The 11,773-nt window shown below is 44.2% G+C and carries 10 protein-coding genes; 1 reads left to right on the top strand and 9 read right to left on the bottom strand.

The genetic code is table 11. The annotated features are described in order from the left end of the window. Positions 1 to 13: 13 nt before the first annotated feature. The 6 genes from hemH to ABUE30_RS01945 all read right to left on the bottom strand — a co-directional run bounded on the left by hemH (position 14) and on the right by ABUE30_RS01945 (position 6,739). Positions 14 to 982 (bottom strand): ferrochelatase, encoded by a 969-nt coding sequence (gene hemH / locus ABUE30_RS01970; RefSeq protein ID WP_408621995.1) that lies wholly within the window; start codon positions 980 to 982, stop codon positions 14 to 16. Positions 983 to 1,091: 109 nt separating this feature from the next. After that, a complete protein-coding gene (adk, locus tag ABUE30_RS01965) occupies positions 1,092 to 1,736 on the bottom strand; it encodes an adenylate kinase (protein ID WP_408621994.1) in 645 nt (214 codons plus the stop codon). 823 nt (positions 1,737 to 2,559) lie between these two features. Continuing rightward, entirely contained in the window at positions 2,560 to 3,660 is a 1,101-nt protein-coding gene (ddlA, locus tag ABUE30_RS01960) for a D-alanine--D-alanine ligase (RefSeq protein WP_408621993.1), read from the bottom strand. 235 nt (positions 3,661 to 3,895) lie between these two features. Then, positions 3,896 to 5,293 (bottom strand): basic amino acid/polyamine antiporter, encoded by a 1,398-nt coding sequence (locus ABUE30_RS01955; protein ID WP_408621992.1) that lies wholly within the window; start codon positions 5,291 to 5,293, stop codon positions 3,896 to 3,898. Positions 5,294 to 5,308: 15 nt separating this feature from the next. Then, on the bottom strand, positions 5,309 to 6,208 hold the full coding sequence (locus ABUE30_RS01950) for a homocysteine S-methyltransferase family protein (protein ID WP_408621991.1): 900 nt from the start codon (positions 6,206 to 6,208) through the stop codon (positions 5,309 to 5,311). Between the two features lie 174 nt (positions 6,209 to 6,382). After that, entirely contained in the window at positions 6,383 to 6,739 is a 357-nt protein-coding gene (locus ABUE30_RS01945) for an ArsR/SmtB family transcription factor (protein WP_408621990.1), read from the bottom strand. Positions 6,740 to 6,861: 122 nt separating this feature from the next. On the opposite strand from ABUE30_RS01945, the gene ABUE30_RS01940 reads away from it, so the two are divergent. Then, complete coding sequence (locus tag ABUE30_RS01940) at positions 6,862 to 8,061, top strand: MFS transporter (protein WP_408621989.1); 1,200 nt, start codon at positions 6,862 to 6,864, stop codon at positions 8,059 to 8,061. A 26-nt stretch (positions 8,062 to 8,087) separates the two neighbouring features. On the opposite strand, the gene ABUE30_RS01935 is transcribed toward ABUE30_RS01940, so the two are convergent. The 3 genes from ABUE30_RS01935 to ABUE30_RS01925 all read right to left on the bottom strand — a co-directional run bounded on the left by ABUE30_RS01935 (position 8,088) and on the right by ABUE30_RS01925 (position 11,530). Next, positions 8,088 to 8,960 carry a DnaJ C-terminal domain-containing protein gene (locus tag ABUE30_RS01935; RefSeq protein WP_408621988.1) on the bottom strand — a complete coding sequence of 291 codons (873 nt, stop codon included), beginning with the start codon at positions 8,958 to 8,960 and terminating at the stop codon, positions 8,088 to 8,090. 627 nt (positions 8,961 to 9,587) lie between these two features. Then, entirely contained in the window at positions 9,588 to 10,727 is a 1,140-nt protein-coding gene (locus ABUE30_RS01930; protein WP_408621987.1) for a 5-methyltetrahydropteroyltriglutamate--homocysteine S-methyltransferase, read from the bottom strand. 275 nt (positions 10,728 to 11,002) lie between these two features. After that, a complete protein-coding gene (locus ABUE30_RS01925) occupies positions 11,003 to 11,530 on the bottom strand; it encodes a GNAT family N-acetyltransferase (RefSeq protein ID WP_408621986.1) in 528 nt (175 codons plus the stop codon). Between the last annotated feature and the right edge of the window lie 243 nt (positions 11,531 to 11,773).

The raw sequence follows: 11,773 nt of genomic DNA, 5'->3' as shown, positions 1-11,773 counted from the left end.
GCACATTTTACCATTAGTTCAATTGCTCTAAAATCATTTCACTCAGGATTTGTGCATGATCATCACCATCATTAAGTGCTTCTATATATTGGAAATGTTCGCCACCATTATCCAAAAAGACATCTTTTAGCTCAGAACTAATTTCTTCTAAGGTTTCTAAGCAATCCACTGAAAATGCTGGGCTGATGATATCAATCGCCTTAACACCTTGCTGCGCGAGCTCCTTGAGCATTTCATCTGTATAGGGCTGCAACCAAGGTTCTTTGCCAAACCGGCTTTGAAAACTCAATTTCCATGCACTTTGCGGCAACTCTAACAGCTCTGCGATTCGTTTTGCTGTCGCTTCACACTGTTGTGGATAAGGGTCTCCCAAATTGGCATAACGCACGGGAATACCATGAAATGAAAACACCAACTGATGAGTTTCATCATACGAGTGTCCTTTTTGACGAATGCGCTGCGCTAAAAGCTCGCAATAACCTGGCCAATCATAATATTGGCGGACAAACTGTAATGAAGGAAGTGCGAATCGCCCTTTCATCGCTCTAGTGCAGGCATCAAAAACGGGAGCGGTGGTGGAGACAGAATATTGTGGATACATGGGCAGTACGATGAGCCGTTCACAGCCTTGTTTTAATGCCGTATCGATGACATCTTCAATAAATGGTTCACTATAGCTCATCGCCAAACGAACTGCTGCCTTATCCCCTATCAATGAACTGATTTTATGACATAAATTTTCACTATAGACCTGCAGTGGCGAGCCACCTTCCAGCCAGATCTGTTGATACAACTTAGCAACTCGGGGACTACGTAGCGGCAAGACAATACCTTTTAAAATAGGCTGCCATACCCAAGGCGATAGTGACACAACACGCTGATCGGAGAGAAATCGATTTAAGAAGTCACGGACACCCTTTGCAGTAGGTTGCGAAGGCGTTCCTAAGTTAGCAAGAATGACCGTTGTTGATGACTTAGTCATAGATTATTCCTTTTGATTATGAATTATCATTTAGTTTAACCGATTAACAGGAATAAGAAATAAAAAAAGCTGACACATGAGCCAGCTTTTTCATCATAGAAGCAAAAAATTAGTCCAACAGCTGCGCTAGCTCTTGACTCACTTTATCAACGGGCTGTGTACCATCAATCCGGAAGTATTTATTCATTCCATTGTCGGCATCTGCACTATAGTAATCAACCAGTGGCTGTGTTGTTTCATGATAAATAGCCAAGCGTTTACGTACCGTTACTTCTTCATCATCAGGACGGATTTTTAGATCTTCACCAGTGACATCATCTTTGCCCTCCACTTTAGGTGGATTATAGACAACATGATATACCCGGCCTGAATTAGCATGAACACGACGACCACTCATACGTTTGACTATTTCTTCATCTGGCACATCAAATTCCAGTACCACATCAACATCAATACCATGCTCTTTCATTGCATCTGCTTGAGGGCGCGTACGAGGAAATCCATCAAGTAAAAATCCCTTAGCGCAATCACCTTGAGCAACCCGCTCCTGCACTAATGCAATCATCAATTCATCACTGACCAACTGACCTGCATCCATCACAGCTTTCGCTTGTTGACCTAATTCAGTACCTGCCTTCACCGCAGCGCGCAACATATCGCCAGTGGAAATCTGCGGGATCCCATAACGTTCCATAATGAACTGTGCTTGAGTCCCTTTTCCTGCTCCGGGCGCGCCCAGTAAAATAATGCGCATAACGCTTATCCTTCCAACAAATATATTTGCAAAGCTGTAGAATGTACACTTAAGCTGTGATTTTCTCAAGTCAGCACTTGATATTGTTCCACATGCTATCCCCCAGTACGCGCATACTTATTGTTAATATAAGCCAACCGCAGCCACCATCAACCGATGGCTATTGGCACAGCCGATCAATTACCATGGCTTAACGCTATGGATAAAGGTGTAGGCCTAAGAAGGCTTGATATGTCACCTTGCAAGTTCAATCAATCACTGCTGGATGCCTTTGTGTCATAATCCCATTTGAGCCACCCATCTGATCATAAATAAAAATGCTGCCCTGAATCAATCATGCTGATCAGTTAAACCAAATAAGATCGGTTGACCGATTCTTTAAGGGCGTCATCAACAATTTAAAAACCAATCAGGTCAACACATTTATAATTGACTGCTCCTCGGGTGGATAGATCAAAAGCTGATTGAAACCACACTGGACAATAGAGTAGAAAATACGCAATACAGGGTGGTTTAATCTTTAGGACACAACGATAAGCGAGTCACTTTAAAGAGCAATCCAAACACGCCTAAACACTGGCCCGTTTAATCACTGTCACATCAATGAAAAAATACGTGATATGACATCGATAGTTGTGCGATGGGTTACCCAACCGCCGCTATCGACACTCTCTATGGGCATCGTTGGGAAATAGAATGGAGTATCGAGAGCAGAAATAGCAGATGTTGAGTCATTGACAGCCCCTTAGTAATAAGAAAATGCCGCTCACCTTAAGAGAACGGCATTAGAGCTAAGTGCTCGGTTTTCTAATCGCATTTTTACTTAATGCTCAGTTTTCTTTAAGTTCTGCTTATCGTGGTACTCATCTAATGCAAGTTCAATCAAACGGGTGACCAGCTCTCGCGGCGCGACACCACTTGCCTGCCACAACTTAGGATACATGCTGATAGCGGTGAACCCTGGCAATGTATTGATCTCATTGACTAAGACTTCACCGTCTGGCGTTAAAAACATGTCCACCCGACCCATGCCTCGCGCTTCTAGACATTGATATGCCTGTAATGCGGTTTGGCGCAGCCGAGCCAATGTTGGCGCATCCACATCCGCGGGGATCTGCAGCTTAGCACCGGCGGCTTCAATATACTTGCGATCGTAACTATAGAACTGCTCATCGGCGATAATTTCGCCCACAACATCACACACTTCTGGCTCATCATTGCCCAACACCGCACATTCAAGCTCTCGGCCAACCACTGCCGCTTCAACCAAAACTTTAATGTCATAATCAAAAGCATGGCGTAACGCTGCAACTAGCTCAGCATCACAAGTCACCTTACTCACACCAACCGATGAGCCCATATTCGCAGGCTTAACATAGACCGGATATCCCAACTTCTCGCTAACTTGTTGTCCAATTGATTCATTCAACTGATGCCGACGCAGCACCATATAATCGGCAACCGCAATGCCACTATCACGTAATAATCGTTTGGCAACATCTTTATCCATGCCAATGGCTGAACCTAAGATATCACTACCGACACAAGCAACATTAGCCAGCTTTGCCAACCCTTGCACCGAGCCATCCTCACCATAAGGCCCGTGCAGAACGGGAAACACGACATCAATCAACCCCATTGCTTGTCCATCACTCATCAACAAGCCTTGTTGATCACTGGCCAACAGTGAAGTAGGTTGGGCACGTTGATTCAGAGCAACCAATTTCAGATTATCCGCCGTTAACAACGGCCTGCTCTGATCATTAAGATACCACCCACCATCTCGATCAATTCCAATCAATATTGTTTCGAAACGTTCAGGATCGATTGCGGCAATCACATTTCTTGCTGACTGCAATGAAACTTCATGTTCGGCAGAACGGCCACCAAACAGCACCGCAACGCGTATTTTATTTTGTTGCATAATTTATCCGAAAAATAACTCATTTATCTGATGACACTAGTCATCACCAATACCGCGCACTCAACGTCATACATATCTATTTTTGCGGCTCGCATTCATTTGTTATACCGTACCTCTAACGAAGTTGCCAGACAACCTCTAAGCCGATGAGCACGCAACAGTTCTCTCCAACTCAATGATGCATCTGACCACATCAAGTGGATAGATACGACTTCAACATTGTCTAGCCGCATGTTTAAAACAATAAAATATTTATCGCTGGAACCATTGCTAATAACAACACGCCAATAAGCCCTTTTTCCAGCAGATTAAAGTGCACACGCTGTTCATTTTGTCGTCGGCTATATAAAAAGATCAACATACCTGGAACATAGAGTAAAATTGATAATAACACCCCATCTAACCCAGCTGCATATAATAGCCACACACCATAACTACTTGCCCCCAAAGCAACCACGACCATAGGCAGATGCGGTTTGGTTTGTAACGACACTTTCAGCAGGTACAACCCAACGAGCAAATAAGGGACTAAAATCATCGAGGTCGAAACCCGCACTAAGGTATTATAACCCTTCCCGCTAAAGAGCAGCATCACCAAACAGATCTGTACCGTAATTGAAGTGAGCCATAACGATGCCGTAGAGACGCCATTTGCGTTGAGTTTAGCGAAAATTTTAGGAAAAGCATGATGACGAGCTATCGATTGTGGAACTTCCGTGGCATACAATATCCAGCTAATATACGAGGCCAATACCGACACTAAAACACCTAAACTTACCAACAGTTTCCCAGGACCCCCAATGAGATCAGCTAAAATGCCCGCCATCGATGGATTGGTTAAAGCTGCAATCTGCTCTCTTGGCATAATACCTCTAGAAAGCAATGAAATTGAGATATATAAAAACGCCGCAAACAACACGCCAATAAACGTGGCTCGACCAATATCGCGTTTATTTTGCGCGCGAGCAGAAAGCACGACCGCCCCTTCAATCCCAGTAAATACCCAAAGGGTAATCAACATACTATGTTTGACTTGATTTGCGATCGGAACGTCTAAAGACACGCCATTGATATCATGACTAAACAACGTCGGTTTAAAACAATAGGCAACAATGACAATAAATATTAATAGTGGAATTGTCTTAGCCAATGAACCTAAAAGATTAAATAGCGCAGCTTGGCGCACGCCACGGCTCACTAACGTATGAATCATCCATAAAAGGAGCGATTCGCCCACAAATGATGGCCATGTATTACCCGCACCAAAAATAAGACGATGAGGGCTGTCTAATAAACCGCCTAATGCCGAAAAAGCCACAACCAGATAGGCCACAACACCAATCGTACTACATAACCAATAACCCCAAGCGGAGAAAAACCCCATGAGATCACCAAACCCTTCACGGGCATAGCTATAAATCCCTTCATCTAGATCGGGACGAAGTCGCGACAACAGCAAAAAACATCCAGCCAGCGATAAAATACCGACACCGGTAATCAACCAAGCAATCAGTTCCGCTTTCAATCCCGACACTTCCGCCATATTTTGTGGAAGGCTAAATATACCTGAACCAACCATCGAGCTAAATACCAGTGCGGTTAGCGACAACAAGCCAATTTTTTTCTGATCCATTATTGTTTTTTACAACTAATGCAGTTCTCTCGATAGCAAAGCAATATGCTCAGGCCCAATACCACAACACCCACCAATCACGGAAGCACCAGCCGCTCGCCATTGCTGTGCAAAATGAAGGTATGCTTGCGGAGTCAGATCTTGGCGAATATCATCAAGGCCTTCATTGGCGGTAGCATTTTCAGCTTGCGCACTGACAAAAGCATTGCCATATCCACCTAAGCGCACGGTATCACTGGCCGCTTGTTCTTCAAGCACACGATTTGCCTGCTCAATCGCCGCTAAAATCACTTCTGGCTGACAACAGTTAAACAAAATACTCTGAACATGACAGTCCAACATGGCTTTCACTGCATTTTCGACTGACTCCCCTGAACGCAGCCGCGGCGTATCGTGCAACGTGTTATCGTCCAAAGTAAAAGAAACCCAACGTGGCTTGTCATCACTCGGTAACAGCGCCAACACCGCTTGTGTTTCAGCGATAAGGCTTTGTGTTTCAAGCTGCCACAGGTCAACAAATTCAGCCAAGTTATCAATCAGCGGCATCGCAATATTGCGCACATGTGACACATCGAAGAGATCTGGACGATATGAACCGAACAACGGTGGTAGAGAGCCGGCAACTTGTACCTGGGTCCCCAAAGCTGCCGCTCTAGCCACTTCACCAGAGCGCCGAATGAGGGCTGGGCCTTGCTCTTTAAAGCGCTCGTCGCCAATGTGAAATGGCACCAATGCGTAGCTGTTGGTCGCGATCACTTGCGCGCCACTGTTGATAAAATCTTGATGAACAGCCTGCACTTGTTCAGGCGCTTCAATCATTGCCAGTGCAGACCATTCGGGCTGTTTAAAAGGCGCGCCGCGACGAGCTAACTCTCGCCCCAACCCACCATCTAAAATAGTTATAGGGTGTGCCATATATTCACCTTTGACCCAAAGGCCAGTATTATACAATCAGTTGCAAATGAGCAAGCATAAGCAATCAGAAGGTAATCTGCAATGGTGCAAAGTGGATGATTTAACAGCAATAAAAGTCAACAAAAACAGATGATCGATATCGAGCCATGCTCAACGCTTGGAGCGTTATCATTTTTATGAGGGCGAAGGATCCTTGGGTCTTTCGACAAGCGAAGTTAATACCGCGAGAATCAGTCCAGGAAAGCGCTCTTCTAACGCATCAATACATAATCGACTAATCCGAGCCGTTCCTTCACTACGCGTGGCAATGATACCGGCTTGGCGCAAAATTTTTATGTGGTGGCTTAATGTCGACTTGCTGATGGGTAACTTGAGATCGCTACAGCGACTTTCATACTGATAGAGTTGAGCGATAATAGCTAAGCGAATAGGATCCCCAAGCGCATGTAACACATCTGCTAATGCATCATGGCGTAAAGCTGTTACAGTCTCTTCAATCGTTTGCGGGGAGGCGTGCTCATATTGGCTCATACCCTACTCCTTGATGGCGCAGTTCAGACAGTCGAGTTTCGACAAATATCGAACTAGTCATTGTCTGAGCAGATAATGACATGTTATTTTTATAACCCTAAAATTAACGCACGGATAACAAGATGGTCAAATCAAAACGCTCGGTGAATTCACACTTTGCGATGGCAGTGCTGGCAATATCACTTTTTCTCGTTTATATGACCGCTAATGCACCCACTCCTCTTTATAGCTTATGGCAGCAGAGCATCCATTATAGTGCCACTGGGATCAGTGTTATTTTTGTGGTTTACCATTTGGGGATTGTTTGTTCACTATTGTTGATGCGCCGCGTTCAAACGGCGCGCACAACGATGCGACTATTGTCTACAGCATTAATCACAGCAATTATTGCAGCCGTTCTGTTTGCAAGTGCCGATCAATTTTGGCAACTCGTCACAGCTCGCGTTTTAATCGGTTTAGGCTGCGGCGTATTTATCTCATGTGGCATCTCTCTTATCGTGAGAATTGGACTTACACAGCACATTATTAACACGCCACTACTCGTGACCTTAAGCTGTGTTCTCGGCTTTGGTCTTGGGCCATTTTACGCCGGTATTATTGCCGATATATTTCCCACGCCTTTTCGTTGGATCTTTTACCCACTGATCGTAGCACTTATCATTTGTTTCTTTTTACTGCGCCAGTTAGCGCCATCATCCAGCATCACTCAACTAACGCATAACGAAGATGAACAGACCAAGGACGAATCACCTCGTAATTATCCACTTTTTTTCGTTGCAACCGCATTATTTGCTAGCCCCTTTGCACTAGCAGGTCTATTTATTTCGTTAGGTCCAAGCATGATGAGTGAGTCAATGCACACCACTAACCATGCGCTGATTGGCTTCGTCCCATTATTGATGTTCGGATCGGGTGTCATCAGCCAAATTTGTCTGCGGGCCTTATCAATCAGTAAACAAATACTGATCGGCATTATCGGCACCTTTTTAGGGGGAGTCGGCGTTCTTGTCGCCGAAGTACACCACTGGATCATCTTAATGATCATCGCCGCAATACTCACGGGCATTGCGCAAAGTATGACGCAGCTTGCTGGGATTCGACTATTAAAAGAATTTCAACCGCTCGGCAGCTTTCAGCGTTCGACATCCACTTTCTTTTTATGTGGCTATCTATATGCGGCATTTAGTATTTTTGTCATGGGATGGGTTGCAAGCCATATGGGGTTACAAGTTGGCTCGCAAGTTTTCTTATATTTATGCTTTATGCTGATGGCTGCTGCAACGGGCGGATATTTAATTATCCATCAGAGCAAGTCCAATTAACGCAGCAGGGCAGATGCCCTGCTCTTTTAACTAAAGGCTTCTTTAAACGTTTGATACGCTTGTCGAGCCTTCTCATTGTCTGCTTTAGGTAACAAAATTTGCAGCTCAATATATAAGTCTCCCGGCACCTTGGCGGGGAGGCCACGGCCACGTAAACGCATTTTTCGACCACCAGATGAATTAGCCGGAATTGTCATCTCAACCTGCTTTTCATCCGGTAACGGCACACTCACTTTCGCACCAAGAGCTGCATCCCAAGGCGCTATCGCTAAGGTATAAAATACATCTGTGCCTTCGACGCGATAGACGTCACTCTCTAGAAAATCAATTTCTAAGAACAGGTCACCGTTTGGCCCACCGTGACGCCCGACATAACCTTGTCCTGCCAAACGTACTTTCTGGCCAGCTTTAATCCCCCTCGGGATTTTTACATTTAAAGTGCGACGTTGCCCGGCGACATTCAATGTCATCGAGCGCTGTCCGCCTAAATAACTATCTCGCACATCAATAGCAATCTTAGAGTGAATATCTTCTCCGGTTTGCTGAAACCCACGGCTACCTTCAAAACCAGAAAAACCACCACGTTGGCCAAAAGCTTGCTCGAAGAAATCACCAAACCCAGCACCACTAAATGGTTGACCACCAGCATGTTGAGATTGACGAGCCCCTGCACCAGCAGCTTTCCATTGACTACCAAACTGATCATAAGCGGCCCGCTTTTGCGGATCGCTTAACGCCTCATACGCTTCACCGACCTCTTTAAAATGCTGCTCTGCGTCAGGCTCTTTACTCACATCAGGGTGATATTTTTTGGCCAACCGGCGGTATGCTTTCTTAATCTCTGGCTCGCTGGCATCACGCGCAACGCCCAAGATATCATAATAATTTTTTGCACTCATGCTGCCTCATACACCTTTTGCGAAACAACACCCAACACTTCGTATCATTGTGATACGTCCTGGCTTATATATGGGGACTTTTTTACAAAAATAAACCCGTGATAACGATTAAGACAGCAATATTCTAATTCGTCGCGCTGGCAATAGCTGATATGTCCCCTAAAATCGACTGTCAACATTTGTGCCAGCTTATTCGGTGTCTCTTCACGGCCCAATCATCAACAGCGCTTCTGGTGCAAAGCGCCCAGCACTCCATGCATCTAACCATTGATGGTCCCACATCATCTCTTTAACGTAGGCGCTACGTTCCAAATTAGTTTTTTATCGAACTTAGTTTACAACACATTCTGTATCACTCGACAAAACGACTAAAGTAAGATTCGCGTTTTTTATACTACACGGGCGACTAGATACGAGTGGATTTATATAAAATGACTCGCCAAATGCAGATATTGAATAATAGGCATCCCAAGCGCGCAAAGCGCTAGTGATCCTGTCTAAATGATGCCATTTTATAGCTGAGTTATCCAATCCATATCAAGCACTACGGCGGCGCAGATGACCAAACGGTTGACTGAAAACTTAATAAAGCCAACCGCAAGTAAAATCACCAGCCACATCATTTAGTTATTGCACATCAGGCCAAACATTCGCTGCAATCCTATTAATCAAACGAATTTTGTTCCACTGATCCTCAATAGTTAACTTATTGCCTTCTTCTGTCGAGGCAAAGCCGCATTGCGGGCTTAAGCATAAATTTTCCAACGGTACATAGTCACAGGCTTCTTGGATCCGCGCTTTGATAGTTTCTGCATCTTCTAATTCTGGGAACTTCGATGTCACTAAGCCAAGGACTATTCGACTTTCTTTATTTGTCCAATATCGTAGCGGCGCGAAGTCTCCAGCGCGATCATTATCATATTCAAGAAAAAAACCGTCATACTGAGTGGCAAATAGAGCCGCTGCGATAGGTTCATACCCGCCAGAAAACAACCATGATGAAGCGTGATTGCCCCGGCAAATATGTGTAGTAATCACCATATCACTGGGTTTATTAGCTAAAGCACTATTAATAATCTCAGCGCAAATTCTAGCAATGTTATCCGCATCTATCCCTTTGGCTTTAAGCCCTTCGCGTTTATTGGCATCAGCAAGAAACGCCCAGTTGGTATCGTCAAACTGTAAATAGCGACAACCCGCATCATAATAGGCTTGCACCGCATCCCGATAGGTTTTCGCCAGATCGCGATAAAAATCATTAAGATCACTATAGATAGCGCTGAGGTTCGATGACCCATCATTAGCCAGTATTTCTTGGCGCAAAATCATCGTTGGGCTTGGAATCGTCGCTTTAGCCGTGTATTTATCTTGAGTCTCAGCCACTTGTTTAAGAAAAATAAAATGCGCGAGAAACGGATGATTTTGATTAAATGACACTTTATCAATCACCCGAATGTTGTAAGAAGGCGCAGCTTTGCCATGAAATGCTTGGTTATAGCCCTGCTCTGGCACATACCCTTCAATACCATTTAAATTTTCTAAAAAGTCGATATGCCAAAACCCACGGCGGAATTCACCATCAGTGATCACATGCAAACCAGCCGTTTTCTGCTGTTCAACCAGTTCAGTAATCGCGCTATCTTCAATCTTGGTCAGTTCATTTTTTGATATTTGATTGGCTTGAAAATCACAGCGGGCTTGATGTAAATAATCAGGGCGCAAGTAACTACCAACGACATCTGAGCGAAAGGGGGGACGAATGGCCACAAAAAATTCCTTGAAATAACGATTAATGGACTCACTATAATAGATGTCTAGACGTCTTTTAAGGATTATGATGAACTTTAATTGTGATCATGAAAAAATATCATCTTGGCTATGTCCCAATCATACAAAAAATGCTCTCTTCGTTAAGTAAGTTGATTTGACTACCTGACCGACGTGCCAGCTAGTCAAAGTGCTACGCAAGAAAAGAAGCAATATAGCTGACTTACAATGTTAGCTTAGGTCATATTCCGTTAATATTCGTTCTTAACTAACGGCTAATCGTGTTGCTGCCATTCGCTGCGAAGCACCCCATATTTGACTGAATCATAGTATTCACCTTGGTAGAAACGTACTTTCCGCAAACGAGCCTCTTGTTTAAAACCGAGTTTAGAGGCACAAGCCATCATGCGTGGATTACCTGACCAAGTGGTCATTCCTACACGCTCTATTTCTCGCGTTGAGAATAAGTGACTGATCCATTGAGTCAGTGCAACAGGCGCGATCCCTTGGCCCCAATACGCCGTGTCATAAATAACGACCCCCGCCTCTAACCAACGGGTGGACTCACACTCCCAATAGCAATTAACTGAACCGACCACGACATCATCTACGGTGATAACTTGCATATCTAACCCTTTGCATAATCGTTCAAATGTGCCTGTAGCAAAGTCATCTAATAAAGGCGGTGTATAGGCAAAGTACGGACCATTAAATTTCGTCCACTCTTCATTTTCAGTCACTAGTTGATAAACAAAATGCAATTCAGTGGATTGAGCAGGCCGAATACAGATGTCTCTGCGCATCAGATGTTCCTTCATTTCATGTTATGTTATGTCGTCTTTGTTCAATTTTACAAATCTGCCAACCTTAAACCTTACCAATCTAATCCCATTGTGGTTTTCACAAAAAACTGTCAAACGCTATTAAAACAAAAAATAATTAACAGCCTTGGCTCGGTATTTTTTTATGCAAATTTCGCGGTGCATTGACACAAAAATAAAATGATAACGTTTCTGTTTGAATTTAAAAACCAGAGCGACATCAGA

Source organism: Celerinatantimonas yamalensis (assembly GCF_046054155.1).
GTDB classification, from domain to species: Bacteria; Pseudomonadota; Gammaproteobacteria; order Enterobacterales; family Celerinatantimonadaceae; genus Celerinatantimonas; species Celerinatantimonas yamalensis.
This window is presented reverse-complemented; position numbering and strand designations above follow the sequence as displayed.

Bases quoted from the DNA above. Each gene is read 5' to 3' on its own strand.
- hemH (WP_408621995.1), bottom strand. From the start codon at position 982: ATGACTAAGTCATCAACAACGGTCATTCTTGCTAACTTAGGAACGCCT.
- adk (WP_408621994.1), bottom strand. From the start codon at position 1,736: ATGCGCATTATTTTACTGGGCGCGCCCGGAGCAGGAAAAGGGACTCAA.
- ddlA (WP_408621993.1), bottom strand. From the start codon at position 3,660: ATGCAACAAAATAAAATACGCGTTGCGGTGCTGTTTGGTGGCCGTTCT.
- ABUE30_RS01955 (WP_408621992.1), bottom strand. From the start codon at position 5,293: ATGGATCAGAAAAAAATTGGCTTGTTGTCGCTAACCGCACTGGTATTT.
- ABUE30_RS01950 (WP_408621991.1), bottom strand. From the start codon at position 6,208: ATGGCACACCCTATAACTATTTTAGATGGTGGGTTGGGGCGAGAGTTA.
- ABUE30_RS01945 (WP_408621990.1), bottom strand. From the start codon at position 6,739: ATGAGCCAATATGAGCACGCCTCCCCGCAAACGATTGAAGAGACTGTA.
- ABUE30_RS01940 (WP_408621989.1), top strand. From the start codon at position 6,862: ATGGTCAAATCAAAACGCTCGGTGAATTCACACTTTGCGATGGCAGTG.
- ABUE30_RS01935 (WP_408621988.1), bottom strand. From the start codon at position 8,960: ATGAGTGCAAAAAATTATTATGATATCTTGGGCGTTGCGCGTGATGCC.
- ABUE30_RS01925 (WP_408621986.1), bottom strand. From the start codon at position 11,530: ATGCGCAGAGACATCTGTATTCGGCCTGCTCAATCCACTGAATTGCAT.